The organism is Stenotrophomonas maltophilia (assembly GCF_002799245.1).
Lineage (GTDB): Bacteria > Pseudomonadota > Gammaproteobacteria > Xanthomonadales > Xanthomonadaceae > Stenotrophomonas > Stenotrophomonas maltophilia_S.
The window spans coordinates 132,649-153,632 of record NZ_NEQV01000005.1; the positions used below are offsets into that span (position 1 = coordinate 132,649).

40 protein-coding genes and 1 tRNA gene are annotated in these 20,984 nt (G+C 65.8%); 27 read left to right on the forward strand and 14 right to left on the reverse strand.

Translation table 11 applies throughout. From position 1 onward, the window contains the following. Positions 1-3: 3 nt before the first annotated feature. From B9Y64_RS15480 to B9Y64_RS15525, 11 genes are all read right to left on the reverse strand, one after another. A complete protein-coding gene (locus B9Y64_RS15480; RefSeq protein WP_238379910.1) occupies positions 4-720 on the reverse strand; it encodes a hypothetical protein in 717 nt (238 codons plus the stop codon). Next, a complete protein-coding gene (locus B9Y64_RS15485) occupies positions 717-962 on the reverse strand; it encodes a hypothetical protein (protein WP_100441468.1) in 246 nt (81 codons plus the stop codon). The genes B9Y64_RS15480 and B9Y64_RS15485 overlap by 4 nt, the downstream gene beginning before the upstream one ends. Positions 963-969: 7 nt before the next feature. Further along, entirely contained in the window at positions 970-1,872 is a 903-nt protein-coding gene (locus tag B9Y64_RS15490; protein ID WP_100441469.1) for a recombination-associated protein RdgC, read from the reverse strand. Next, entirely contained in the window at positions 1,872-2,030 is a 159-nt protein-coding gene (locus tag B9Y64_RS22005; RefSeq protein WP_154344339.1) for a hypothetical protein, read from the reverse strand. The genes B9Y64_RS15490 and B9Y64_RS22005 overlap by 1 nt, the downstream gene beginning before the upstream one ends. Beyond that, a complete protein-coding gene (locus B9Y64_RS15495) occupies positions 2,027-2,290 on the reverse strand; it encodes a hypothetical protein (RefSeq protein WP_100441470.1) in 264 nt (87 codons plus the stop codon). Before B9Y64_RS15495 ends, B9Y64_RS22005 begins: the two co-directional genes overlap by 4 nt. After that, positions 2,287-2,535, reverse strand: coding sequence for a hypothetical protein (locus tag B9Y64_RS15500; RefSeq protein WP_157804527.1), 249 nt, complete (start codon positions 2,533-2,535; stop codon positions 2,287-2,289). The genes B9Y64_RS15495 and B9Y64_RS15500 overlap by 4 nt, the downstream gene beginning before the upstream one ends. Continuing rightward, complete coding sequence (locus B9Y64_RS22420; protein WP_265350044.1) at positions 2,532-2,660, reverse strand: hypothetical protein; 129 nt, start codon at positions 2,658-2,660, stop codon at positions 2,532-2,534. The genes B9Y64_RS15500 and B9Y64_RS22420 overlap by 4 nt, the downstream gene beginning before the upstream one ends. Then, positions 2,657-2,911: a hypothetical protein gene (locus B9Y64_RS15505; protein ID WP_100441472.1), complete on the reverse strand. Its 255-nt coding sequence runs from the start codon at positions 2,909-2,911 to the stop codon at positions 2,657-2,659. The genes B9Y64_RS22420 and B9Y64_RS15505 overlap by 4 nt, the downstream gene beginning before the upstream one ends. Beyond that, positions 2,908-3,327, reverse strand: coding sequence for a helix-turn-helix domain-containing protein (locus tag B9Y64_RS15510; protein WP_100441473.1), 420 nt, complete (start codon positions 3,325-3,327; stop codon positions 2,908-2,910). Before B9Y64_RS15510 ends, B9Y64_RS15505 begins: the two co-directional genes overlap by 4 nt. Then, positions 3,327-3,815, reverse strand: a complete 489-nt coding sequence (locus tag B9Y64_RS15515) for a hypothetical protein (protein WP_238379911.1) — start codon at positions 3,813-3,815, stop codon at positions 3,327-3,329. The genes B9Y64_RS15510 and B9Y64_RS15515 overlap by 1 nt, the downstream gene beginning before the upstream one ends. 733 nt (positions 3,816-4,548) lie before the next feature. Beyond that, positions 4,549-5,004: a helix-turn-helix domain-containing protein gene (locus tag B9Y64_RS15525; RefSeq protein ID WP_157804528.1), complete on the reverse strand. Its 456-nt coding sequence runs from the start codon at positions 5,002-5,004 to the stop codon at positions 4,549-4,551. Between B9Y64_RS15525 and B9Y64_RS15530 the strand changes: the two genes are divergently transcribed. Both B9Y64_RS15530 and B9Y64_RS15535 read left to right on the forward strand, forming a co-directional pair. After that, positions 5,003-5,335 carry a hypothetical protein gene (locus tag B9Y64_RS15530; protein WP_100441477.1) on the forward strand — a complete coding sequence of 111 codons (333 nt, stop codon included), beginning with the start codon at positions 5,003-5,005 and terminating at the stop codon, positions 5,333-5,335. The genes B9Y64_RS15525 and B9Y64_RS15530 overlap by 2 nt on opposite strands. Then, positions 5,335-5,574 (forward strand): hypothetical protein, encoded by a 240-nt coding sequence (locus B9Y64_RS15535; protein WP_088475872.1) that lies wholly within the window; start codon positions 5,335-5,337, stop codon positions 5,572-5,574. Before B9Y64_RS15530 ends, B9Y64_RS15535 begins: the two co-directional genes overlap by 1 nt. A gap of 132 nt (positions 5,575-5,706) precedes the next feature. Here B9Y64_RS15535 and B9Y64_RS15540 read toward each other — a convergent pair whose 3' ends face one another. Continuing rightward, positions 5,707-6,048 (reverse strand): hypothetical protein, encoded by a 342-nt coding sequence (locus B9Y64_RS15540; RefSeq protein ID WP_088435592.1) that lies wholly within the window; start codon positions 6,046-6,048, stop codon positions 5,707-5,709. A gap of 229 nt (positions 6,049-6,277) precedes the next feature. Then, a complete protein-coding gene (locus B9Y64_RS15545) occupies positions 6,278-6,583 on the reverse strand; it encodes a hypothetical protein (RefSeq protein ID WP_088475871.1) in 306 nt (101 codons plus the stop codon). Positions 6,584-6,665: 82 nt separating this feature from the next. Between B9Y64_RS15545 and B9Y64_RS15550 the strand changes: the two genes are divergently transcribed. The 8 genes from B9Y64_RS15550 to B9Y64_RS15585 all read left to right on the forward strand — a co-directional run bounded on the left by B9Y64_RS15550 (position 6,666) and on the right by B9Y64_RS15585 (position 11,856). Beyond that, positions 6,666-7,193: a hypothetical protein gene (locus tag B9Y64_RS15550; RefSeq protein ID WP_100441478.1), complete on the forward strand. Its 528-nt coding sequence runs from the start codon at positions 6,666-6,668 to the stop codon at positions 7,191-7,193. A 17-nt stretch (positions 7,194-7,210) separates the two neighbouring features. After that, the gene (locus B9Y64_RS15555; RefSeq protein WP_100441479.1) at positions 7,211-8,257 is read left to right on the forward strand and encodes a helix-turn-helix domain-containing protein; all 1,047 of its coding nucleotides are present in this window, start codon (positions 7,211-7,213) and stop codon (positions 8,255-8,257) included. Continuing rightward, positions 8,250-8,804, forward strand: coding sequence for a hypothetical protein (locus B9Y64_RS15560; RefSeq protein WP_100441480.1), 555 nt, complete (start codon positions 8,250-8,252; stop codon positions 8,802-8,804). Before B9Y64_RS15555 ends, B9Y64_RS15560 begins: the two co-directional genes overlap by 8 nt. Beyond that, positions 8,801-9,340, forward strand: a complete 540-nt coding sequence (locus B9Y64_RS15565) for a hypothetical protein (protein ID WP_100441481.1) — start codon at positions 8,801-8,803, stop codon at positions 9,338-9,340. Before B9Y64_RS15560 ends, B9Y64_RS15565 begins: the two co-directional genes overlap by 4 nt. A gap of 35 nt (positions 9,341-9,375) precedes the next feature. Further along, a complete protein-coding gene (locus tag B9Y64_RS15570; protein WP_238379912.1) occupies positions 9,376-9,768 on the forward strand; it encodes a DUF1064 domain-containing protein in 393 nt (130 codons plus the stop codon). Further along, the gene (locus B9Y64_RS15575; RefSeq protein WP_100441483.1) at positions 9,765-10,103 is read left to right on the forward strand and encodes a hypothetical protein; all 339 of its coding nucleotides are present in this window, start codon (positions 9,765-9,767) and stop codon (positions 10,101-10,103) included. Before B9Y64_RS15570 ends, B9Y64_RS15575 begins: the two co-directional genes overlap by 4 nt. Next, positions 10,100-10,927, forward strand: coding sequence for a hypothetical protein (locus B9Y64_RS15580; RefSeq protein ID WP_100441484.1), 828 nt, complete (start codon positions 10,100-10,102; stop codon positions 10,925-10,927). The genes B9Y64_RS15575 and B9Y64_RS15580 overlap by 4 nt, the downstream gene beginning before the upstream one ends. A gap of 290 nt (positions 10,928-11,217) precedes the next feature. Continuing rightward, complete coding sequence (locus tag B9Y64_RS15585) at positions 11,218-11,856, forward strand: hypothetical protein (RefSeq protein ID WP_238379913.1); 639 nt, start codon at positions 11,218-11,220, stop codon at positions 11,854-11,856. Positions 11,857-11,867: 11 nt separating this feature from the next. On the opposite strand, the gene B9Y64_RS15590 is transcribed toward B9Y64_RS15585, so the two are convergent. Continuing rightward, entirely contained in the window at positions 11,868-12,380 is a 513-nt protein-coding gene (locus B9Y64_RS15590) for a hypothetical protein (protein WP_100441486.1), read from the reverse strand. Between the two features lie 72 nt (positions 12,381-12,452). Here B9Y64_RS15590 and B9Y64_RS15595 point away from each other — a divergent pair, with 72 nt between their 5' ends. The 17 genes from B9Y64_RS15595 to B9Y64_RS15675 all read left to right on the forward strand — a co-directional run bounded on the left by B9Y64_RS15595 (position 12,453) and on the right by B9Y64_RS15675 (position 20,983). Beyond that, positions 12,453-12,800 carry a hypothetical protein gene (locus B9Y64_RS15595; RefSeq protein ID WP_157804529.1) on the forward strand — a complete coding sequence of 116 codons (348 nt, stop codon included), beginning with the start codon at positions 12,453-12,455 and terminating at the stop codon, positions 12,798-12,800. A gap of 191 nt (positions 12,801-12,991) precedes the next feature. Continuing rightward, positions 12,992-13,068: transfer RNA gene (locus tag B9Y64_RS15600), tRNA-Met, on the forward strand. A gap of 132 nt (positions 13,069-13,200) precedes the next feature. Further along, positions 13,201-13,455, forward strand: a complete 255-nt coding sequence (locus B9Y64_RS15605) for a hypothetical protein (protein WP_238379914.1) — start codon at positions 13,201-13,203, stop codon at positions 13,453-13,455. After that, positions 13,448-13,990 carry a lysozyme gene (locus B9Y64_RS15610; RefSeq protein WP_100441489.1) on the forward strand — a complete coding sequence of 181 codons (543 nt, stop codon included), beginning with the start codon at positions 13,448-13,450 and terminating at the stop codon, positions 13,988-13,990. Before B9Y64_RS15605 ends, B9Y64_RS15610 begins: the two co-directional genes overlap by 8 nt. 44 nt (positions 13,991-14,034) lie before the next feature. Beyond that, on the forward strand, positions 14,035-14,361 hold the full coding sequence (locus B9Y64_RS15615; RefSeq protein WP_157804530.1) for a hypothetical protein: 327 nt from the start codon (positions 14,035-14,037) through the stop codon (positions 14,359-14,361). After that, the gene (locus tag B9Y64_RS15620; RefSeq protein ID WP_100441491.1) at positions 14,358-14,687 is read left to right on the forward strand and encodes a hypothetical protein; all 330 of its coding nucleotides are present in this window, start codon (positions 14,358-14,360) and stop codon (positions 14,685-14,687) included. Before B9Y64_RS15615 ends, B9Y64_RS15620 begins: the two co-directional genes overlap by 4 nt. A gap of 4 nt (positions 14,688-14,691) precedes the next feature. Next, positions 14,692-14,988: a hypothetical protein gene (locus B9Y64_RS15625; RefSeq protein WP_100441492.1), complete on the forward strand. Its 297-nt coding sequence runs from the start codon at positions 14,692-14,694 to the stop codon at positions 14,986-14,988. Between the two features lie 29 nt (positions 14,989-15,017). After that, positions 15,018-15,302: a hypothetical protein gene (locus tag B9Y64_RS15630; RefSeq protein ID WP_100441493.1), complete on the forward strand. Its 285-nt coding sequence runs from the start codon at positions 15,018-15,020 to the stop codon at positions 15,300-15,302. Then, complete coding sequence (locus B9Y64_RS15635; protein WP_100441494.1) at positions 15,299-15,703, forward strand: hypothetical protein; 405 nt, start codon at positions 15,299-15,301, stop codon at positions 15,701-15,703. The genes B9Y64_RS15630 and B9Y64_RS15635 overlap by 4 nt, the downstream gene beginning before the upstream one ends. Next, complete coding sequence (locus B9Y64_RS15640) at positions 15,703-16,242, forward strand: hypothetical protein (protein ID WP_100441495.1); 540 nt, start codon at positions 15,703-15,705, stop codon at positions 16,240-16,242. Before B9Y64_RS15635 ends, B9Y64_RS15640 begins: the two co-directional genes overlap by 1 nt. Before the next feature lie 4 nt (positions 16,243-16,246). After that, positions 16,247-16,774 (forward strand): hypothetical protein, encoded by a 528-nt coding sequence (locus B9Y64_RS15645; protein WP_100441496.1) that lies wholly within the window; start codon positions 16,247-16,249, stop codon positions 16,772-16,774. A 1-nt stretch (position 16,775) separates the two neighbouring features. Beyond that, on the forward strand, positions 16,776-16,979 hold the full coding sequence (locus B9Y64_RS15650) for a hypothetical protein (protein ID WP_100441497.1): 204 nt from the start codon (positions 16,776-16,778) through the stop codon (positions 16,977-16,979). Beyond that, positions 16,979-18,052 (forward strand): hypothetical protein, encoded by a 1,074-nt coding sequence (locus tag B9Y64_RS15655; RefSeq protein WP_100441498.1) that lies wholly within the window; start codon positions 16,979-16,981, stop codon positions 18,050-18,052. Before B9Y64_RS15650 ends, B9Y64_RS15655 begins: the two co-directional genes overlap by 1 nt. A gap of 1 nt (position 18,053) precedes the next feature. Beyond that, the gene (locus B9Y64_RS15660; protein ID WP_100441499.1) at positions 18,054-18,518 is read left to right on the forward strand and encodes a hypothetical protein; all 465 of its coding nucleotides are present in this window, start codon (positions 18,054-18,056) and stop codon (positions 18,516-18,518) included. Between the two features lie 24 nt (positions 18,519-18,542). After that, the gene (locus B9Y64_RS15665; RefSeq protein WP_100441500.1) at positions 18,543-19,151 is read left to right on the forward strand and encodes a terminase small subunit; all 609 of its coding nucleotides are present in this window, start codon (positions 18,543-18,545) and stop codon (positions 19,149-19,151) included. Positions 19,152-19,154: 3 nt separating this feature from the next. Next, positions 19,155-20,708, forward strand: coding sequence for a DNA packaging protein (locus B9Y64_RS15670; RefSeq protein WP_100441501.1), 1,554 nt, complete (start codon positions 19,155-19,157; stop codon positions 20,706-20,708). After that, positions 20,705-20,983 carry a hypothetical protein gene (locus B9Y64_RS15675; RefSeq protein ID WP_100441502.1) on the forward strand — a complete coding sequence of 93 codons (279 nt, stop codon included), beginning with the start codon at positions 20,705-20,707 and terminating at the stop codon, positions 20,981-20,983. Before B9Y64_RS15670 ends, B9Y64_RS15675 begins: the two co-directional genes overlap by 4 nt. The last annotated feature ends 1 nt before the right edge of the window (position 20,984 follow it).

Genomic DNA, 20,984 nt, shown 5'->3' on the forward strand with positions numbered 1-20,984 from the left:
GGGTCACGGGTTCCACCCGGAACGCCCTGGAGCGGGGGGCTGCCGCCGCGCGCGCTGCCGAATGGCTTCCTTCCGGAAGAACTCGCCGTGCTCGATCTTCTGACCGCGGATTCGGAAGCCCCAGCTGTGCGCGCGCGGCGGTAGGGTCAGCACCACCGTCCAGGTGCCTTCGGCCTGCAGGTCGTCAGCCAGCGCGATACGATGCCAGCCCTCAGCACGGCGGAACAGCAGCTGGCCAGCGCCATACCAGGTCGACGAGTAAGGTTCCTCGGCGATCGCCGAGGGCAGCGCGTCCGGTACCGCCGGCAGCGGCCCGTCGAAGGGGCGATGCTCGAAGTACCCACCGCGCAGGATCAGGCTGAAGAAGGACCAGGGGTGGTCGTGGAAGACGCCGCCGTCGTCGCTGCTGCGGATGTGGTGCAGACGCAGGGCCAACCAGGGCCGGGGCTGGCCACGGTCGTCGACGCCGGCGCGGCCGATACGCAGCAGCCAGAAGCGGTCCATGTACGGCGTGCCATCGGCGTTGACCAGGTGGAAGTAGGGGGTGCGGGTGCCGCGCTGAATCAGTGCAGCGGCAACGCGGTCCAGCACGCGCCGGCCCACAGTGAGGGGCGGCGCCTGCAGATCCATGTAGCTGCCGCAGCGGCCGCACGATTCCATATCCGGCCAGTCTCGGGCGCAGCCGAACAGGGCACAGATGAAGGCGCGCACACGGCTCACGGCTGCTCGCCCTTGTAGGTCGCGACCAGGCCGCTGGCTGCGGTCAACGTGCCGGCCTCGATCTGGCGCAGGCGGCGGGCACGCTCAGCCCGGCCGCCGCCGGCCGGTGCCCAGGTGGTGCGATGGCGTGCTGGCACGCGGCGGACAGGGGCGGCGCGCGCTGCGCGCTGCGGCCTGGCCAGCAGCGCGGGCAGCAGGAGGTCGAGGGAGAAGCGGCCAGTGCTCAGAAGATGCGGGTGCATAGGGACCTCATGCGTAGGTGGTGAGGCGGAAGTGCTCGCGGACCAGGTCATAGAGCCGGCCGACTTCGGCGATCTGCAGGGCGAACCGGGCATCGAACTCGGCGCGCCTGCCGTCCTCGTCGCCGTGCTGCAGCTGCTCCACTGCGCCGTCCAGGAAGCGGAGCTTTCGGACGATCAGGTCGTCACCGACGACGAAGGAGAGGTGGTCGTCCAGCACCAGGGCGAGCTTGGTCACCTGCTTGCCGGTCTCCAGGTGCAGGTCGACCTCGTCGCAGCGCAGTTCGTGGTGCTGGCAGCGAACGATTGCGCCGCCCTCGACCGGATCGCGCAGCTCGCATTCCTCGCCCAGGCTGAGGCCGTCGGGCAGGGCTTCACCGGCAACCCAACCGGTAAGAATCGCCCGCGGCGAAACCTCGGCATTCAAGGGCAGGGCGGGGAAGCTGCCGACCACGTTGCGCAGCTGGCTCATGGCGGCCTCGCCGGTCTTACGGCTGCTGGTGTCGACGAACACAACGCCGCGCTGGTGGTCCAGGTAGAGATCCGTGCGGGAGGGGCGGACGAAGGCACGAGGCAGCAGCTCGTGCAGCAGGTCGTCCTTGATGCGCTTCCGTTCGCGGCCGCCGGGGCGGCGCCCGTCGCGTTCCTCGATCTCCAGCAGCTTGAGGTCGAGCAGGTTGTTCACCACCGCCGGCGGCAGGATCTTCTCTTCGGCGCCGATGGCCATCCACATGCAGCGTCCGATTTCGTGCGACAGCAGCTCCTTCTCTTCGCGGCCGAACGGCGAAATGAAGCCGGCCGAGCACATTTCTAGCGGGCCCACCGGCTTCAAGGCGCGCGCCTGCAGGCCGTCCTGCCAGTCGAACATCTGCAGCTGCGGGTAGGTGAACATCGTGAGGTTGCGGAAGAACATCAGGTGTCTCCGGTCTGTTCAGAGGTGACGCTGCTGCCTTCGGGCAGCTCGGAAAGGCCCAAGGTGTAGAGCGCGTCGTCGATCGCGGCCTGCTCGGCTTCTGCGATGACGCTGTGCGGTCCAGCCACGCCCGGGATATGGACGTGGAAGAGCCTCATGGTCGGCAGGCCTCGGCGATGCGCTGGAACTTGCGCGCCCAGGTGGCCAGGTCCGGCTTCATGCCCGCGCTCCAGGCGATCTGGAAGATCGTGCCGAAGCGGATCCGCAGCGCGCGCCACTGGTCCGGCGGTGCAGTCGACACCGCGCGCTGGTAGCGCTGCACGCGCGCCGCGGGGGTGATTGCCGGCGGCATGCGGTCCAGGTCGTGCTGCAGGATCGCGTCGACGCCGTGCCCCAGCAGGTGCAGGTCTGCCGTCATGACATGGCCCTCCCGTGCACCACCCAGAACAGGTCGGCCAGCGCCGGCGGCACCGGGGACATGGTGCGCACCTCGTTGAAGGCGGCTTCGATGATCTGCTCGAAGGTGCGGCCATCTGGTGCGCGCGCGGCTTCGCCTTCAACCTTCAGGAGGCCGGCGAGGTATTCCCTGCTGCTAGGACTCAGGTTCCCGATCAGGTCGTCGAGGTCGATCTCAGCGTCGACGGTCATGGTCACCGAGTTCATGACAGCACCGCCCGGGATCCGAGGCCTACCGCCACGCCCAGCAGGAAGCCGGCCGTGCCACCAATCGCCAGCACCCGTCGGAACAGCACTGCGGTGGCCTCGGCGACGATGTCCTCCGCCTTCATGCTGCACCGCCTTTGACACGCGCCAAGGCGTCGAGGCGGCGCTTCCACGCATCCCGGGTAGCCTGGAACTCGTCATGGTTTGCCGGCCAGCCCAACCACGCCTCACGTGCACGGTTGTATTCCTCGTCGGCCGCGATCAGCTCGGCGACTGCGGCGCGGGCGGCCTCCTGCGCGACGTAGGCCTGTCCTGCGCCCTTCTCGCGCTCTATCGCCTGATCCATCACTGCCAGCACATCGACAGGGGCGCTCATGCGGCACCGCCTTGGGGCATCACGAAGCGGTAGCCGCGCAGGCGGATGGTCTCGATGGCGTGCTTATGGCCAGCGGCAGCGAGCTTGCGGCGCACGCGCGATACCAGCACCTGCAGGACGTTGGATTCCCGCGACGGCGGCTTGCTGCCCGGGTACATCGCGGCATGCAGTGCGTCGACTTCCACCAGGCGATCCGGGGCCGCGACCAGAACCTGCATCACCACGGTCTCGGTGCGGCTGAGCTTGATGCTGCTGCCGGCGATCAGCAGGCGCTGTCCCATGATGACGGGCGCGGTATGGCTGGCAGCCTCGCCGCAGCTGCTGCAGAGATCCTTGTCGATCCAGGAGCAGCCGCCCCGGCAGGCCTGCAGCTCGGTGCAGCCGCAGATGCGGCAGCGGCGTTCGGTGAAGGCCATCAGTGCACCTCCACGAAAGCCAGGTCATAGATGACGCACCGCGCCCGGGCCACCACTGGGGAGGTGGCTTCCGTCGACAGGGGGACGACGGTATTGGCCCGGGCGCAGGCGTCGGGGGAAACGGAGTAGGTGCCGACGACAACCGCGTCGACGGCGTCGAGCGCGAGCTGCCAGCGGTAGGGGGAGAAGTCCTTGGCCAGCGCGGCGGAGACGCCGGAGGCACAGTCCGGCACGCGGCCGGCATCGTTGAAGCCGTTGAGCACTGCCTGCGCGATGGTGGTGCGCAGGCCCCAGTCGTTCTCGTTGGCCAGGGTGTAGACCTCCAGCGCCGCGCAGATGCGCGGGCTGGTGATCACCAGCGCAGCTGGTGCCCGGACGGCCTGGCCGGGTTCGTCTGTGGAAGGGGACGATGGGGAGAAGAAGGCGCCAAGGCCGGTGGCTCCGAGAGCCCCCAGTGCCAGGTACAGCGACGAAGACAGTGCAGACATGTGCTCAACCATCCGTGCTTGGGATGGTGAGCAAAATATTGCGCAAAACTTAACGTGTCAAGCAAAAGTTTGCTTAATGCTATCTCGCTGCCACAGATCGGTCTCTGGCCGCTTCCATCAGCTGGTAGTCATCCAGTCGCCGCCGCTGGGCCAGGGCCTCGTCAAACGCACGGCCTTGTGCCTCCTTCCATGCCGAAAAGGACGCGTCGCTCGCGGAGATATTGCTGTTCTCCGGGAGGGCCAAGAACATTCGCTCTCGCGTCTCCCGTACCTCACCCGGTGAGGCAGGGGAGGGCAACGTCATGCCGAGCTTCCGCGCGAGTTCGCGGTCCGTTGCGCCGAAGGCGTCGGAAGGGACATCGCGCGCGAATGGGTTGCCTACGACAGGCGTCATGACCGGCTGTCGGCGCGTTGCCTCAGCAGGCTCTCGAGTTGCGGCAGTCTGACGATTGCACTGCGCCAATGCGACTTTGACCCCCGTGTCCGATCCGGCGGCGCCGGCAGCAGGGATGGCGCACTCTAGGAAGCTACGCCTCTGGGGCTCAGGCTGATTTTCATGAAGTTCGCGGCAGAAGCTGAGGTTAACCCGTGACCCTTCATTGCTCTTCGCGGCAACGGAGTATCGATTGACGCAGTCGGCCGAGGAAGATCCCGTCGTGGCCGAGCAAGCGCTCAAGGCCAGTGACGTTGCGGCAACCAAGGTGAGGATTCGCACGGGTCACCTCCATGTCGACTACCCGGTTTTTCGTGAAGGAACGCCCGGGATCTCGGCGTACCTGACTTCGGCATCTGCGACACGATCAATGTTCGCACGAGCAGAGGCAGGGGCTTTGATGTAGTTGTCGATAAGTCGAGCCAACTCAGGCGACTGTAGGACCTCAAGGGGGACCTGGTCGAGCAGCAGCATCCAGACCGGCACCCCGTATGCGTCAGCTATGCCATCCACCGTCCGCAACGTCGGGCTGGTCTCATGGGTCGTGCCGTAGGTCACTACGTTCCCGACACTGCGCTGGGCGAGGCCGGCGCGCTTGGCCACCTTCGCCTGCGTGTCCCCAGCCGCTTCCATCAGGCGGCGGACGTTGTCGGCGAGGGTGCGGGAGGAATCATTAGCCACCTGAGCAGGATATTGATCAGGGTCGGCAAAGTATTGCTTTTCATCTGAGCAAAAGTTTGCTACAAAACTGCCCATGGACGCCGATACCCTCTTGCATCAAACCGTGGTGCGCCTGCGTGCGCATGAAGGGAAGTACGCCGAGATCGCCCGGCAGAACCCGGACATCGGCTATTCGTGGCTGACAAAGCTGGCGCACGGGCAGATCACGAACCCGACGATCGCCAGCCTGCAGCAGCTCATCGAGGCGCTGAACGCCTTCGAAGGCCTGGAGCGGGGCGGCCTGGCCGAAGTGGTGGCGCAGGCCGATCCGGTTATGGACCCGGTTATGGACCCGGTTATGGAACAGCGCACCGAACCGAGCGGCGACGTGGACGCCGGCCGCATCGTTCCGCTGGAGACAGCCTGATGGCCCGTCGACACCTCAGCAATCCTCGCGAAGGGGAGGGCCAAGGCCACGGGCGTGAGATCCGTGAGCTGCGCGCGCTGCGCAACCAGGTCCGGGACCTCCAGCGCCAGGTCGACGACCTCAGCGCTTGGCGCGTCCAGCAGCACGAAGATTCCATGCGGACCGCGACGAAAGCGCCGCCGCCGCCGGTCGGATTCTGGGGCCGCCTTCTGGTGGTGTTCGGTAAGGGGGCGCGATGAACAGCGGCCGCAATACCGCAGGCCGGTCGAACGCGCTGCCTGCGAGCACGCCGACCGTCATGACCGCGGCGCTGAAGCGCATCGGAGCGCTGGAGCGCCGAGTGCGCGCGCTGGAGCAGCGGCAGCCGGCGTCTAGCGTTCCTGCTCAGAACCAGCGCGCTGCTGTTCCAACAGCCGCTCCGCTTCCGCCGCCTCCGCCAGCTCCTGGCGGCTCTGCTGCGCCTTCAGGATCTGACGCTCGATCTCCAACAGGCGAAGCACGGTCGCAGCGGCCACGCCGGCTGGGGCTTCGGGCGAGGTTTTGCCGCGCAGTGTTTGGATGGCGGCGCGAACCACCTCCAGCAGCATTTCTGTGTCGGGATGACTGCCAATGACGGCCAGCGTGAACCAGCTGTTCGCCTGCTTTTCAGCCTCCAAGGCGGCGATTCGTTCGTCGTATTGGGCGAACCGGGCTTCCAGCTCGGATGGGGTCATGGGGGAGATTGTCCTTTGGGCGGGGGTCGATTCTGTCAGTAGTCGGCAACTGATGCCTACGAACAAGGGTGTGCCACGTTCATCTGGAGGTGCCGAGTGATGTCTGGCGATTGCAAGCCGATGGCCGACAAGCATGTCGGCGCATCGGACCTGGTGTTTACCGCCGAAACTCGAGATCCGAGTCGACCAGGGCATTGGGCGCCGGTTTTCGACGACAACTCCGGGGAAATCAGACCCCCGGATGAATCTGATCGAAGAAGGCGCCATACCGCTGAAGCATCCGGGTCAGGGAATCTCGTCTCTGAACCGCCCAGTCTGGCGTACCCGCTTTCTCTACCTGTCCGACAAGGTCTTGGACCCGAGCCTTCAGAGCGGCTGGGTTTGGATGAGTAGCGATCAGCGCATGAATCCATAGGTCCATGGCTGCCTTCTCACCATGGAGTACGTGCATGTCCTGAGCGACCGCCTCGAACTGTCCGCGGACGCGGTGCTGGAAGCCGTCAAAGTCAATTGCAAGTTGCTGCAAATCTGCCATGGGTGTCTCCGGTTGGTGTTTGGGTTGGGTTGCACCGCCATTCTGCCAGCCGGAGGACCCGCCCTTACTACCGAGGACTCCCATGCCCTGGATCGATGAAACCTGGCTGCAGGACGCACTGGCGGCCCTGAAGGCCACGTGCGATGTCGACGCACACACCCGCAACGCGATGATTCAGTTCTTGCTGGACAACGGCTTCTGGGATCAGGAGAAGCTGAAGGACTGGACCAGCGCTGTTGCCAAGTTCAACAGCTGCCTCAACCCGAACAAGGCCGAGTTCTTCAAGATCGGCGAGCTGTGGGCGCTGATGCGCCGCTTCGGCCGGCACCAGCTCTTCCTGGCCATGGCCGCGGATCTTGGTTATGAGGTCCGCTCGATCCCGACCGAGCACCGCCGGCAGGAGCTGATGCAGCAGCTGCTCGACGTCCAGGCGCAGTGTGCAGCCGCCGTGGAGCGCGCCGCCGGCCAGCTGGAACGCCTCAACACGCCCGCGCCGGAGCCGCGCCCAGGTGCCATCCATGGACAGGGTCGCGCGCAGTTCAGCACCAGCCCGAGCGATTGGAGCGCGCCCATCAGGGGCAACGCCGTCCAAAGCGTGGGCTGCCCGTAACGGGATAGGCCTGCGCAATGAGCAACAAAATCACGGAGCTCTGCTGGAAGCTGCAGATGCCGCCGCCCGCAAAGGCGTTGCTGATGGCGCTGGCGTGGCACGCGGACGACTTCGGCATGGCCTATCCGGGATTCACCACGTTGATCCAGAAGACCTGCCTGAGCAAGACCGCGCTGCTCAGCGCGATCGCGTGGCTGGAAGACAACCAGGTGCTGACCATCCGCCGCGGCGGCAGTGATGCCGGCGGCACCAAGTACAGCAACCGGTACAGCCTCAACCTTGGCCGCCTGGACCCAGAGGTGTTCGCGTCGAAGCCACGGCGTGCATCCAAACCGGTTCGCCCGACGGACCGGTCGGAGAACGGCGAAGGTGTAGACCGGTCCGGCACGCAGACCGGTACGAATGCCGAACCGGTACGCGATACGGACGGGTTGGAAGAGACTGAAGGCTCCGACCGGTACGCGGGAAGTACCGGTGCGCAAGAACGACCGGTACGTCTCGCGAACTCGACCGGTACGTCTGGCGGACCTGACCGGTCCGTCTCGCGTACTCAACCGGTCCGCGAGACGGACCCTAAAGGTCATGAAAGGTCAGTAAAGGTCATTGAACCGTCAAACGCGCAGGCGCGCGACGACGATGCGGTGGTGCCGCAGCTCAGCGACGACGAGGTCAAGCGCGAGCTGATGGGCATCCCCCGATTGCCGCCGGGTCTGGACCCGCAAGTCCTGGCCAGGTTCGTGCGGCACCGCCGTGTGCTGGGCAAGCCGATGACGATCAGCAGCTGGCTGGAACTACAGCCGCGCTTCCGTCAGCTCACGGCCGACGGCCACGACCTCAATCGCTCCCTGCGCCAGACGATGGCTGCAGGCCTGGCACTGCCCGTAACACCGAAACCCGAGGGGACCGACCATGCCAACAATTCAGGCTCTGCTGCCGAACGAGTCCGACGTCGCGCAGAGGCAGACGAGCTCCGTGACGCCGCTGCAGAGGCAGACGCCGCCGCCGGCACAGCAGGCGCCCTTGACGGCCCGGGCTACGCGCACGCTGTGGGTGCGCATGGCTGAGATCTACGGCTACCGCTGGACCAGCGCCTACGGCGAGGATCCCAGCGGCGGCGCTGCCGCTACCTGGGCGAAAGGGCTTGCCGGGCTCACCGGGGACCAGCTGGCCGCGGGCCTGGGCTCGAGCATCGCCTCGGCCGACCCGTGGCCACCGACCCTGCCGGAGTTCCGGCTGCGCTGCCTGGGTGTGCCGAGCTTCGCCGCTGTCCGCAACGACACCGGCCGCCGGGACGGCTTCACGCGCCTGGTGTGGCAGTACCTGGACGGCCATCGCTACCGCACATCGAGTGCCGACAAGAGCGATCGCCTGTTGCGGGAGGCCTACGACCAGGCGCGCGAATACGTGATGCGCGGCGGGCAGCTGCCGGACGAGCCGGTGGCGGTCCTGGGCCAGGCCGCTGTGGCCACGCCGGTACCGGCCAGCCCTGAAGCACTCCGCCGTGCTGAGCGCGAGATCGCGGAGATCTTCGGCAAGGGATCTGCAGAGCCAGGCAACGACGACCATCCGCCGGCGACGGGCAAGATGGCAGCGGCAGGGCTGGATCGATGATCGACCAGGAGCAACTGCGCAGCTACCACCGGTCGCAGGTGCTGTATGCCCTGCAGGAGGCCAGCGAACCGATGACGGCCTCCGAAGTGCACGAGGCCATGACGACCCTGGCGCTGGCCATGGGCCACCCCAGGGAATGCGCAGCGATCACCCCAGCCGCTGTGGCCGGGATACTGCGTGGCATGCTCGGCGAGCAACTGGTCACCCAGGGCGACGACAGGGCGAATCGCCGTTATGGGCGTGCCGAGCCGACTTGGTCGATCGCAGCTGGCCAGGCGCGGGTCCTGCAGCCATCGGCCCCGGGCAGGAGCACGGCCTCATTGGCTGCCGCGTCACCGATGGCGGGGCAGGGCACCCAGCTCCGCCAGATCACCATTGATCAGCGCCTGGCATTCCTGCAGGCCGAGTGCGCGGCGCTGCTGGCGGACGTGACAAAGGAACATGCGGCGTTCGAGCTCCGGGTTCGAAACCAGCTGGAGGCGTTCGAAGCGCGCGCTGCACGGTTGCTCGGTCTACCGCAGGACGGTGGCCAATGAGCAACCGTGGGCTCCGCTACAACCGAATTGAGGACATGCCGCAGGGTATGCAGCAGCTGGTGCACAAGGCTGGCCAGGCTGCACCTGCACGTGGGCCGGCCGACCATCAGCCGCGCGCACCGGTGGAGAAGCGGCCGAAGTACGGCAATGTGATCACCACGGTGGACGGGATCCGCTTCGACTCGAAGCGCGAGGCCCGCTACTACGAGCAGCTGAAACTGCGCCAGCAGGCCGGCGAGGTGCACTTCTGGCTGCGCCAGGTACCGATCCACCTACCCGGCGGCACCAGGTACGTCCTGGACTTCCTGGTGTTCCTGCGCGACGGGCATGTCGACTTCGTGGACGTGAAGGGCCGGGAGACGAAGGAATTCCGCATCAAGAAGCGCGAAGTGGAGCACCACTACCCGATCAAGGTGTTGCTGGCATGAGCGGCTGGAGATCCAGTGGCCGCCTAGGCGGTACCGGCGTCGACCTCAGTGCGGTGGCCACCACCGACCTGCTGCGGGAGATCGAACGGCGCTGCTCGGCGGGCGGACCGCCCAAGGTCGACCGCCCTGCGAAGGACCGGCCATTCGCGACCAAGGCGCTCTGGGCCGAGGACAAGGTCAACCAGGCACGTGCCCGGCTTGCCGAGCTCCGCGCGCTGCCGGTACCGACCTGCGAGGCCGAGCGCGCCGCCCGCTCCACCCAGGACTCGCAACTGGTCGCCGACGTCGTCAAGTACGACGGCATGGCCAAGGCATTCAAGAGGAAGGGCCAATGAAACCTGCGGAGCTGAAGGCGCGGTTCCCGACCGAAGCTGCCCTGTGCACGTGCCTGATCGACTGTCTGACCGCGACTGACGGCTGGGAGATCTACCCCGAGACGGCAGGCTTCGACATCCTCGCTGTGTGGAAGGCGACCGGGCACCAGCTCGGCATCGAGGCGAAGCTGCAGCTCAACGCCAAGGTGGCCGACCAGATCCTGCCGGCGCACTGGAGCAACGCCGACCAGCGGGGCCCGGACTTCAGGGCTGTGCTGGTTCCCTGTACGACGGCAGCAAACTACGGCATTGCACGCATGCTCGATGCGCTAGGTGTGCAGGTCCTGGTGCCGGACAGCTGCACCGGCCGGTGGAAGACGGAGCCCGGGCAGCAGATCCAGCGCGAGGTGCATCGGCATGGCCTGCACCAGGCCGCCCCATGGGACCGGGCATCCGGCGATCTCCGCGAGTGGGGGCCCACGGCATGGTTCGACTGGAACCCCACCAGGCGCTGTGAGCTGCCTGAGTTTGTGCCGAAAGTGGCCGCAGGTGTGCCGGCGCCGCTGCAGTTGACGCCCTGGAAGGTCGGCGCGCTGAAGGTGCTGGCAGATCTCGAGCTCGATGGCTTCACGACGGCGAAGGGTGTCCGGGCCCATGGCGTAGATCCGCGCCGCTTCTGCGCGACCGACGGATGGCTGAAGCAACTGGGCGGCGGGAAATGGGCCCGCGGAACCCTCCCTGCTTTCGAGGTCCAGCACCCCGAGGCCTATGCCCAGGTGCTGGCCCAGGCGCGCGCCGCGCGCGCTGCAGCGGATCCCAAGAAGACCCTGGAACAGACGCCATGAACGAAACTGCAGTCGGTACCACCGCGCTCGCTGCCGCACGCGAGCTCGAAGTGGCGTTCCTCAATGGGAAGAAGATCCCGTCCTGCGCCAACTGCAACGGCAAGGCGAGGGTGTGCTGGCCTGGCCGGGAGTCGCAGCTCGTACAGTTCCAGTGCCGGCACTGCGGGTCGCAGGGAGCCATCTTCGATAGCAGCGCGCCAGTCCGGTGTGGCCGCTGTGGTACCGCCCCGACTGGCCTGTTCCCGCGTGGCGCACAGATCCAGTGCTGCAGCTGCGGGGCATCCTCAGCCGTGTTCGTTGGCCAGGATCCTGCCGGTGCCCTGGCGGCGGCGCTGGATGCCTGGTGCCGCCGTGCACCGGTTCTTCCGCCGCCGGCGGACGACGGTGCAGGCCAGCGGCGCCGCGGCGCAGCCCCGGATGGATTCGATGACGAGGGCAAGGGCGATGTCCTGGAGCTGCTGTCGCGCCTGCTGGTTGGCGGGAGCTACCGTATGCCAGTGGAGGGGCGCAGTACCTTGGCGCCGCTGGGCAGCAGCGACATCGCCGGCGCGGTCGGCTACATGCGCAACCCGCTGGAGAAGCACACCGCGCTGGCTGTAGCGACGCGGATGGGCCCCGCTGCGATCGCAAGGCTCTCCCTCGCTGCCTACCGCCAGGTGGCCAAGGACGTGCGCGCAATGCGCCCGCGGCCGCTGGATCTCGGCAAGCCGGCAGATCGGTGGCGCCTTCGCCTGGTGATCTACGACGCAGCCCACGAACTGGTGTGGCCGGAGCGGCGCCAGCCGTTCGCTGGCCTGGCCAAGTCGGCAAAGATGCGCAAGGGCAACTACATCAAGGCCCACAAGTGCGCCAGCGCTGCCCTGCAGGAAGCGCTTCACGGTGGCAGGCGGGGCTTCCGAAACGCTCTATGGGTTGTGCCGGACCGATAGCTCCCTCGGCGCTAGTGCTTAAGGGTGAGCTGTTCATCAAAGAGGGTACGCAGCTTGCCCGGGGAACTCTCTATAGTCTTGCGTATGGTCGCAATCCTTTCTCTCAGTTTTCGAAGCTGAGTGTCGTTGAAAGGGGCCCTCGCGGCTTTGGCAATGTTCTCCAATCTCCTCTGCTCAGTCGCTTTGGAAACAAGATCGACGAGTTCCTTGATTGGCTTGATCACCTGTTCCCGGAGCTTCTTCTCGAGAGACTTGCCGAACACCCACTTCACCTCCCGGGCGTAGTACTCAAGCTCCTCTAAACCTTCCTGACGCTTGCTGACGGTCATAGCGACGTCGAGCGCATCTTCGAGGTTGCGGAAGAGCGTGAATCGCCTGTCGAACAAATCAGCTTTAAGTTTGTTCCTCGCCGTCCGCCACTGGCGCCAGGCGATGATGCCGACTGCTGCAGCCACGAGGATCTGGCCGATTGCAGTGAAGAGCTTGATCTGAAGATCGGTCATGCCCAGTACGGTCTCAACCATTGCGACACCCTCCCTGTATTGGCCGGGATTATCACATTTGTTAAGGTTTGTTAGGGGCTGATGGTCAGTCCCATGGCTGCGCCCATTGCTTGCGCCGACAGGGGTAGATCGTTGAGCGGAAAGGACAAGTGGTACGAGTTTGGTGAGGCCCTGGCCATCACTGCCGCCTTGGTGACCGCAGCCGGTGCAATGTTCGCTGCGCCGGCTCGGTTGTTCCCAATTCCGGGACTGAACTACGTGGTAGCGATTGCCGTTGCCTTTCTGGCGTTGAGGATCTGCATTGGTGCGGGGTGGAGCCTAGGGGGAACATTCGCCCACCGGCGCACTGCGGCATTGGTGGCCATCGGCACGTCGGTTATCTACACGTCGATGATAGGTGGGCTCGTTGTGGCGCTGCTGGAGCGTGGCCCCGGCGCGTAAAACGTTCACCTAGCTGACCTCACTTGTTTCCTCATGAGGAAGAAATCTTCCTCATGAGGAACCGCAGTTGCCTCGGGAACCGAAAGTAGGTTTGAATTCCTACAGTGGGCGTTCTTATGGGCGCCTCCATTCAAAGGCCGTTGATTGACCAGGACGTGGGAGTCCGCTGGTCGATCAGCGGCCTTCTTGTTTGCGGGGTAGAGCAGTCCGGCAGCTCGCGTGGCTCATAACCACGAGGTCGGTGGTTCGAATCCACCTCCCGCTACCAAACGGCCGGTAGTCATGGCCACCACTCAAGCCAGCACATAGGCCGTCGTGAGACGCGCCGCTGGTGTCCGCGCGACCTTGCAACCGCGGTAGTGGTGGGCCATGCCGGCCTCCTTTCATTGGGGGAACCGCGGTGAGCATCAAAGAGCAGATCACGACGGACCTGGCGGTCGCAGGTTCGAAGATCGGAGCGGCCGTCAGCGTCACCGCTGCAACCTACTCGCCGGGCTACACCCTGAGCGACTGGGCCCTGATCGGCACGATCATCTTCACCATCGTCCAGACTTTCACCGTCATGGTGAAGAACTGGGGTGACTGGTCGGCCTGGTGGACCGCCCGCATGGGCAACGCCAAGCGATTCTGGGCGTGGATCCGCCGCCGTGGCTGATACCAAGCTCAGCACCAAGCAACGCGTCGGCTTCGCCGCCGCGCCGCTGGCGTTGATCGGAGCGCTCGTCGCTGCCCTGGGCACGAACGACTCAGCGCACGAAGGGCGCCGATATACGCCGTACTACGATTCGGCCGGCATCCTGACTGTCTGCGCCGGCATCACTGGCCCGGCGGTGGTGAAGGGCAAGCGCTACACCGACGACGAGTGCACCAGGCTGGAGACGGCCTACGTGCGGACCATGCTCGGCCACATGGGGCAGTGCGTCCGTGGTGAGTTCGAATTCCATGAGATCAAGGCTTGGGGCCACTTCGCCTACAACATCGGCACGCCGGCCTTCTGTGCCAGCACCGCGGCGAAGCGGCTCAACGCCGGCGAGCGCCAGGCCGCATGCACCGAAATGTGGAAGTGGCGGCTCGTCAGGATCGACGGCGTGAAGCGCGATTGCGCGCTTCCGCAGTGGCGTTCGAAGTGCGGCGGCATCATCGATCGCCGGCAGTGGGAAATGGCCACCTGCCAAGGCCGCCTGCAGTGATCACCAGGTCGGCGATCAGGGCCTGGTGGGCAGCCTGGAAGTGGGTGGCCATCCTGGCCGGCCTGCTGGCCATGTCGCTCTGGCTCAACGTCAGGCAGTACGGCGATCGCCGTGAGGCTGCAGCTGCAGCTCGCGCCGCGACCCTCGAAGACACGCTGGAGGTGACGGCCGGGATCGCACGCCAGGCTCAGACCGACAGCGCCGAGCTGCTGCAGCGGCTCGAGGCGATCGCTGCACGCGGCGAGCGAACCAGAACCATCTACCGAGCGGCAGCTGCAGCGCAGCCACTGCCAGCCAACTGCGCCCCGGGTCAGGCCCGGGTCGACGCCATCAACCAGGCCCTCGGGCCGACCAGCAGGACCGGGAAGTGACCCAGAAGCCCTCGATCGGACGGATCGTCCACTACACCCTGAGCGACACCGACGCGCTGCGCATCAATGCGCGCCGGACCGACGGTCCGTCCATGCAGGAGCGGCTGCTCGACAGCACCTGGCCAGTCGGTGCACAGGCCCACGTCGGCAACCGGGCAGCCGCCGGCGACGTGCTGCCCGCCCTGGTCGTGGCGGTCCAGCCGAACGGCCAGGTCAACGCCCAGGTGTTCCTGGACGGTAATGACGTGCTGTGGGTCACCAGCCGTGACGAGGCCAGTGAGGAATCCGGCAGCCACCCCGGCCGCTGGCACTGGCCGCAGCGCTGACGCCATGAAGCTGCGCCAGGCTCTCCCGATCGCGGCACTGATCCTGCTGGTGGGCTGCACGCAGCACCTGCAGCGTGTGCCGGCGCAGTGCGACGCGATGTGCTTCCGGCCGTGCGTCGACGCCGGCGAAGACACCGGCGTGCGTGTGACGGCCGATCCTGCCGCCGCGGACGCCTGGGACAGCATCGGCGGGGACGTGGTCGGCCAGCTGGCCGACAAGCTCCGCACCTGCGACGTGCGACGGAAGGCCTGCGAACAGTGCCTGCGCCGGCTCGACGCCAAGAACGTAATCCAGCTTTGATCGCCATCCCGACGCCATAGGAGAGCAGCATGTTGAACCAGCAAGCCGGCACAACCCCACTGGCGGACCCGCAGACCCCGATCGAATCCGCCGTGAAGGACTTGGCGCGGGCCCAGCAGGATCTGCACATCGCTGTCGAGCAGCTGGCGCTTCGCCTCGCGCCGGCGCTGGCAGAGGCGAAGCCCGACTCCCAGGCATCCACCGGACGTGCCGTCGGTGCGTCCCCGTTGCTCGAAGACCTGTTCAAGAGGCGAGACGCAGCTGCGCAGACCCTCGACTTCGTCAACGCACTGCACGCCCAGCTGACCCTGTGAGCCGGACGCCCGCCAGCTTCAGCCTCACGGTCGTGCGCGGCGCGACCTGGGAGGACGACTTCACCTACACCAACCCGGATGGGAGCCCGTTCGACCTGACCGGCTACCAGGCGCGGATGCAGGTGCGGACGCTGGCGGGCCAGTTCGGGCTGACCGAGGCCGACACCCTGGTCATGGAGCTCAGTACCGCGGCCGGTTCGCTGGTCATTGCCGATCCGTTGGACGGGATGGTCTCGATTACCGTGCCAGCGGTGGCCACCGAGGTGCTGAACCCGGCGAACGCACGCAAGGTGAAGCACTGCTACAGCCTGGAGCTGTTCAAGCCGGCGGGCGCGGATCCGGAGTACGTGATCCCGCTGGTGGCCGGCAAGGTCACGGTCCAGGGCGAGACGACACGCTGATGCCTGTGATTCGAGCCAGCGAGGGCGCGGCCCGCGTGATCGTGGTCGAGCGCCGCGGTGCCGTCGCCATTCGCGATCCCCGCACACCGATCGTCGCAACGGCCCGCCCGACACAGGTCGAGGCAATCCAGGCAGACACGCGGACGGTCGAGGTTGCAGCGCGCGGCGCGCAGGGCCCGGCCGGTCCGGCCGGCACCTCGCCAGAAGCGACGTACCCAGTTGGCCAGCCGATCCATGGTCACCGCGTGGTTCGCCTGGACAACGGCAAGGCCTATCACCCGGACACGGCGGTGCTGGAACACGCGCAGGCCTGCATTGGCATCGCCCTGCAGTCGGCCAACAGCGGCGAGGTCGCGGTGCGCCTGGCCGGCACGATCGAGGAAGCCAGCTGGACCTGGCGCGACGGCGCGGTGTGGTGCGGCACCGACGGCGCGCTCACGCAAGCCCCGGGCACCACCGGCTGGTTGTTGTGCGTTGGCCGGGCGCTCAACGCCACCACCCTGATGATCGACTTCGACTCACCCATTGCGCGGATCTGAACCCATGGCCGACAAGACCCTGCAGCTCAAGAACAACATCACCACTGAGGTCGAAGGCGTCACCGCGTCAGCTGGTGCTGCCGATGCCGGCAAGATCGCGGCCCTGGGCCCGGATGGCCGCTTCGACGACTCGCTGCTGCCGGCTGGCATTGGCGCAGACACCAAGATCTACCCGGCCAGCGAGGTACTGGCCGCCGGCGACTACGTGAACATCTGGGACGACGCCGGCACGGCCAAGGTGCGCAAGGCTGATGCCAGCGCCGCAAACGCAGGCAAGCGCGCCCATGGCTTCGTGCGCGCTGGCGTCGGCGCCATCGGCAGTGACGCCACCGTGTACTTCGAAGGGCCGAACAGCTCGCTTTCGGGGCTTACCCCGGGCGCGACCTACGTGCTGAGCCACACCACCCCCGGCGGTGTAGTGCCGCTGGCATCGGGCAGCACCACGGCGGGCCACATCCTGCAGATCCTGGGCGTGGCCACCGACGTAGGCGAGATCAACGCCGAGATCGGCAATCCGGTGGTCCGGGCCTGATATGGCTGCGCGCCGTCCGCTCGTCCTCGATGCGAGCAATCGCACCAGGGAGCTGCCCGCCGATGACATCTTGATCGGTGTTCCGCTGCAGCTCGCGGTCGGGCTCCGGGCTGGCGGAGTGTTCAACGTCGCCCTGACCTCGACCTACGCGATGACGATCGGCCTGCGCGCTGGTGGCACGTTCACCGTTCAGGCGACCACCTGATGGCCACCCGCACCCCGCTGATCCTCAACCAGGACACGGCCCGCGTCGAAGAGTTGGCCGCAGCGGATACGCTGGCCGGTACCCTCATCGAGGGGTACGGCGGGCGGAATCTGCTGATCAACGGCGACTTCCGCTATTGGCAGCGCGCAACTACCTCGCCGGCCAGCGCAACGCGGCGCTACGTGGCTGACCGCTGGGAGACATGGAGCATCGGTTCGTCCACTCAGGTCGACGCGATGGCTATCAATGACGGCAGCCTTGATCCTCCAGCACGATATGCAAAGCGCGTGATCGTCAACAGCGTCGCAGGTAGCGGGAACATCGCGTTCGTCCGCCAGCACATTGAAGACGTTCGTACGTCTTCCGGTAAGAACGTGACTTTTTCGGTCCGTATTTTCTCGCAGGCCGTCAGTCAGGTATCGGTGAATATTGCGCAGAACTTCGGCGTCAACGGGAGTGCTGCGGTCAACACAACCGCACAAAAGTTCTCCCTGGTTGCCGGTTGGCAGACCATCACCGCGACTTTCGCAATCCCTTCTGTCTCCGGTAAAACTATCGGCGCGTCCAACTCCCTCATCTTGCAGATTTGGTTCGATGCAGGGTCTGACTACAACACGGTTACGGCATCTCTGGGCCAGCGCAGCGGTACCTACTGGATCGCAAACGCGCAACTGGAAAATGGTTCTTTGGCCACTCCGTTCGACACCCGCCCCGACGCGCTGGAACTGCTGATGTGTCGTAGGTACTTCCGCAAGAGCTACGATCTTGACGTCGCTCCGGGTTCTAATTCAGGGCAGGGCCTGTTCGTGATCCTGTTGCAGACTCTTGCGAACGCCTCTTACAGCAGCGGCATACAGATTGCTTTCGATTCACCGATGCGTGCAACACCAGCTGTAACTATCTATCCGAAGTACGGCGGGTCTGGCGGATTCATGACTGACGATGCCGCATCGTCACAACGCGCAGCAACAGTTGCAGGCGCAGGGCAATGCGGGTTCTACGTCTTCGCAAGCACCGTGGCGAGTAATCAGATCAACCTTCAAGGTCACTGGACTGCTGACGCGGAGCTTTGACATGTACCGGCTTACCGCAAATCCAGATGTGCTGTACTGCATCGAAACCGGCGCTTTCATCCCGCGCGGTCATTACCTGTGGCCGACAGAATGGCTGGAGACGAGCACCCCGCTACCGATCCCACCGCCCTACGAGCTGCACTCGCCGGAGCACTACCGCGCCATTCGTGCAGCCGCATGGAAGTGGATGACGGAGTTCGTGCAGGAGCGCCGGTACGACACGGTCGAAAGCTGTTGCAGCTACTTCGACAGTGGGGTGGAGCGTTATCGGCTCGAAGCCCGTGCGATGGTCGCGTGGCGCGACGCTGTGAATCAGGCGTTGGAAGCGCTGGTGGTAAACCCGCCCGCCAACATCGAGACGTGGGAACAGGTGCAGGCGCTGCTGCCTCAGCCGTCCCGGTTCAACTGGCCGTCCAGCGTAGAGCTCCCGCTCGGGGTAGGTGACGGCCCCGCAGTGCAACTTTGATCCAATCTGAGAGGAACCCCGCCAGTGGCCGGAAAGATTGACCCGGCGACGGGCCTGCAGGACCAGCAACGGCGGTTCGCGGACGAGTACCTGGTCGACTTCAATGGCACGGCCGCCTACGTACGCGCCGGCTACAAGGCCACCGGCGCCGCGGCCAGTGCTGCCGCAGCGAGGCTGCTGGCCAACTCCAAGGTGCAGGCCTACCTGGCCAGCAGGAAGGAAGAGCTGCTGCTGTCGCAGCGGGTCGATCAGGAAGCGGTGCTGGCCCGGCTGGCGTTCATGGCGCTGGGTGACATCCGCACCCTGTTCGATCAGCACGGCAACCTGAAGCCGATGAGCGAGCTCACGGCAGAAGAGGCCAGCCTGGTCCAGGGCGTGGAGGTGTTCGAAGAATGGGAAGGGCGAGGCGACGAGCGGCGTGCGGTCGGCCTCACCAAGAAGATCAAGCTGGTCAGCCGCCTTGACGCGGTGAAGACCCTAGGCACGCACTTCGGCATGTTCGCCAAGAAGGTCGAGCACACCGGCAAGAACGGTGGCCCGATCGAGAGCCAGACGCGGATCCTTGGCGATGTGATGGATCTCATCGATGGGTCCGACACCGGCCCCGGGCCTTCGAGCTCGCGGAGCAAGTAAGCCGTGGAGGAACTTAGCGACCAGGACGCCAGCCGAATCATCGAGAAGTTGGGCGATCGGTGGTGGCGCCTGAACAACCTGTACTACATCACCGACAAGTTCGGTCGGCGGGTGCAGTTCAAGCTGAACGAGGTGCAGGCGGACCTCGATGACAACCTGCACACGCTCAACCTGGCGCTGAAGTCGCGCCAGCACGGCATCACGACCTGGGCCTGCATCCGGGCCCTGGACATGGCGCTGTTCAAGAAGAACACCAAGGCCGGCGTGGTCGCCCACACCGCCGGGGACGCCGCTAAGTTCTTCCGCAGCAAGGTGCTCTACGCCTACGACAACCTGCCGGACTGGTTGAAGAAGATCCGGCCGGCCGTCCGCCGGGACATGCGCGACGGCGTTCTTGAGCTGGCCAATGGCTCCAGCATCGAGGTCTCGGTGTCCCACCGTGGCGGCACGCTGACGTTCCTGCATATCTCCGAGTACGGCCCGATGTGCGCCATGTACCCGGAGCGGGCGGGAGAGGTGGCATCCGGTGCACTGAACGCGATCGCCTCCGGCAACATCGTGGTGATCGAGTCGACCGCCTACGGTGCCGCAGGCGACTTCTACGAGCGCTGCCAGACAGCGATCGAGCTGGACCGGCAGATCCGCGCCGGCACGGCCAAGCTGACGGCGATGGACTACCGCTTCCACTTCTATCCGTGGTTCCGGGATCCGATCAACGAGCTCGACCCGGATGGCGTCACGCTCACCGCCGAGGATGAGGCCTACTTCGCCAAGGTCGAGGCGGAGATGCACTACACGCTGCGGCCTGAGCAGAAGGCCTGGTACGTCAAGAAGGCGGCCGAGCAGCGCGACAAGATGAAGCGCGAGCACCCCAGTACGCCGGAAGAGGCCTTCCAGGCGAGCACCGAAGGTGCGTACTACGGCAAGGAAATGGCCGCCGCCGACAGCAGCGGACGGATCACCGACCTGCCGATCAACCCGCAGGTGCCCATCCACACCTTCTGGGACATCGGCCGCAGCGACGCGACGAGCATCTGGTTCATGCAGGAGAACGGCCCCTGGCTGGACTTCGTCGATTTCTACGAAAACTCCGGCTTTGGCGTGGCGCACTACGCCAAGGTGTTGAAGGAGCGTGGCTACCTGTACGGCAAGCACTACTGGCCGCACGACGGTGCCAATGAGGACTGGTCCGCCAACGAGAATCGGGTGCAGGTCGCTGGCAAGCTGGGGGTCAAGCCGATCGTGGTAGTGCCCCGGATCAATGACATCACCGAGGGCATCGAAATGGTCCGCAACATCCTGCCGCGCTGCCGATTCGACAGGGTCCGGTGCGGCCCGCCCAAGGCCGGTGAGGGCCGCGGCGGGCTGGAGGCCCTGCGCCGCTACACCAAGGTCTGGAACGAGAAGACCGAAACGTATTCCGACCTCCCATTCCACAACTGGGCCAGTAACCCTGCCGACGCGTTCCGGCAGGTCGCCCAGGGCTACGTCAGCAGCAGCGGCCGCCGCGTCGGCGAATCGCGCGGCGCCGACAACGACAACTGGAGAACTGCATGAGCGTTTCCCGCCGCGAGCGGAACCAACCCACCACGGTCGAGCTGGTCGACCTGCTGTCGATGCTGGTGGCCGCCGCTGATGAAGGGCAACTGGTAAGCGTCGCTTTCATGTTGCGATCGCCGGAAGGCGACACGATGGTCGACTACCGCGGCAGCCACGAGCTGAGCGAGCTCACCGCTCGCACCGTCCTGCAGCGCATTGCCCAGGACGTTGCCGGCACCCATCCGGCGATCGCTGCCCAGATCGCCTCCGACCTCGCCAGGAAGGCGAACTGAC

Bases quoted from the DNA above. Each gene is read 5' to 3' on its own strand.
- B9Y64_RS15485 (WP_100441468.1), bottom strand. From the start codon at position 962: ATGCACCCGCATCTTCTGAGCACTGGCCGCTTCTCCCTCGACCTCCTG.
- B9Y64_RS15490 (WP_100441469.1), bottom strand. From the start codon at position 1,872: ATGTTCTTCCGCAACCTCACGATGTTCACCTACCCGCAGCTGCAGATG.
- B9Y64_RS22005 (WP_154344339.1), bottom strand. From the start codon at position 2,030: ATGAGGCTCTTCCACGTCCATATCCCGGGCGTGGCTGGACCGCACAGC.
- B9Y64_RS15495 (WP_100441470.1), bottom strand. From the start codon at position 2,290: ATGACGGCAGACCTGCACCTGCTGGGGCACGGCGTCGACGCGATCCTG.
- B9Y64_RS15500 (WP_157804527.1), bottom strand. From the start codon at position 2,535: ATGAACTCGGTGACCATGACCGTCGACGCTGAGATCGACCTCGACGAC.
- B9Y64_RS22420 (WP_265350044.1), bottom strand. From the start codon at position 2,660: ATGAAGGCGGAGGACATCGTCGCCGAGGCCACCGCAGTGCTGTTCCGA.
- B9Y64_RS15505 (WP_100441472.1), bottom strand. From the start codon at position 2,911: ATGAGCGCCCCTGTCGATGTGCTGGCAGTGATGGATCAGGCGATAGAG.
- B9Y64_RS15510 (WP_100441473.1), bottom strand. From the start codon at position 3,327: ATGGCCTTCACCGAACGCCGCTGCCGCATCTGCGGCTGCACCGAGCTG.
- B9Y64_RS15515 (WP_238379911.1), bottom strand. From the start codon at position 3,815: ATGTCTGCACTGTCTTCGTCGCTGTACCTGGCACTGGGGGCTCTCGGA.
- B9Y64_RS15530 (WP_100441477.1), top strand. From the start codon at position 5,003: ATGGACGCCGATACCCTCTTGCATCAAACCGTGGTGCGCCTGCGTGCG.
- B9Y64_RS15525 (WP_157804528.1), bottom strand. From the start codon at position 5,004: ATGGGCAGTTTTGTAGCAAACTTTTGCTCAGATGAAAAGCAATACTTT.
- B9Y64_RS15535 (WP_088475872.1), top strand. From the start codon at position 5,335: ATGGCCCGTCGACACCTCAGCAATCCTCGCGAAGGGGAGGGCCAAGGC.
- B9Y64_RS15540 (WP_088435592.1), bottom strand. From the start codon at position 6,048: ATGACCCCATCCGAGCTGGAAGCCCGGTTCGCCCAATACGACGAACGA.
- B9Y64_RS15545 (WP_088475871.1), bottom strand. From the start codon at position 6,583: ATGGCAGATTTGCAGCAACTTGCAATTGACTTTGACGGCTTCCAGCAC.
- B9Y64_RS15550 (WP_100441478.1), top strand. From the start codon at position 6,666: ATGCCCTGGATCGATGAAACCTGGCTGCAGGACGCACTGGCGGCCCTG.
- B9Y64_RS15555 (WP_100441479.1), top strand. From the start codon at position 7,211: ATGAGCAACAAAATCACGGAGCTCTGCTGGAAGCTGCAGATGCCGCCG.
- B9Y64_RS15560 (WP_100441480.1), top strand. From the start codon at position 8,250: ATGGCTGAGATCTACGGCTACCGCTGGACCAGCGCCTACGGCGAGGAT.
- B9Y64_RS15565 (WP_100441481.1), top strand. From the start codon at position 8,801: ATGATCGACCAGGAGCAACTGCGCAGCTACCACCGGTCGCAGGTGCTG.
- B9Y64_RS15570 (WP_238379912.1), top strand. From the start codon at position 9,376: ATGCCGCAGGGTATGCAGCAGCTGGTGCACAAGGCTGGCCAGGCTGCA.
- B9Y64_RS15575 (WP_100441483.1), top strand. From the start codon at position 9,765: ATGAGCGGCTGGAGATCCAGTGGCCGCCTAGGCGGTACCGGCGTCGAC.
- B9Y64_RS15580 (WP_100441484.1), top strand. From the start codon at position 10,100: ATGAAACCTGCGGAGCTGAAGGCGCGGTTCCCGACCGAAGCTGCCCTG.
- B9Y64_RS15590 (WP_100441486.1), bottom strand. From the start codon at position 12,380: ATGGTTGAGACCGTACTGGGCATGACCGATCTTCAGATCAAGCTCTTC.
- B9Y64_RS15595 (WP_157804529.1), top strand. From the start codon at position 12,453: ATGGCTGCGCCCATTGCTTGCGCCGACAGGGGTAGATCGTTGAGCGGA.
- B9Y64_RS15625 (WP_100441492.1), top strand. From the start codon at position 14,692: ATGAAGCTGCGCCAGGCTCTCCCGATCGCGGCACTGATCCTGCTGGTG.
- B9Y64_RS15630 (WP_100441493.1), top strand. From the start codon at position 15,018: ATGTTGAACCAGCAAGCCGGCACAACCCCACTGGCGGACCCGCAGACC.
- B9Y64_RS15640 (WP_100441495.1), top strand. From the start codon at position 15,703: ATGCCTGTGATTCGAGCCAGCGAGGGCGCGGCCCGCGTGATCGTGGTC.
- B9Y64_RS15645 (WP_100441496.1), top strand. From the start codon at position 16,247: ATGGCCGACAAGACCCTGCAGCTCAAGAACAACATCACCACTGAGGTC.
- B9Y64_RS15650 (WP_100441497.1), top strand. From the start codon at position 16,776: ATGGCTGCGCGCCGTCCGCTCGTCCTCGATGCGAGCAATCGCACCAGG.
- B9Y64_RS15655 (WP_100441498.1), top strand. From the start codon at position 16,979: ATGGCCACCCGCACCCCGCTGATCCTCAACCAGGACACGGCCCGCGTC.
- B9Y64_RS15660 (WP_100441499.1), top strand. From the start codon at position 18,054: ATGTACCGGCTTACCGCAAATCCAGATGTGCTGTACTGCATCGAAACC.
- B9Y64_RS15675 (WP_100441502.1), top strand. From the start codon at position 20,705: ATGAGCGTTTCCCGCCGCGAGCGGAACCAACCCACCACGGTCGAGCTG.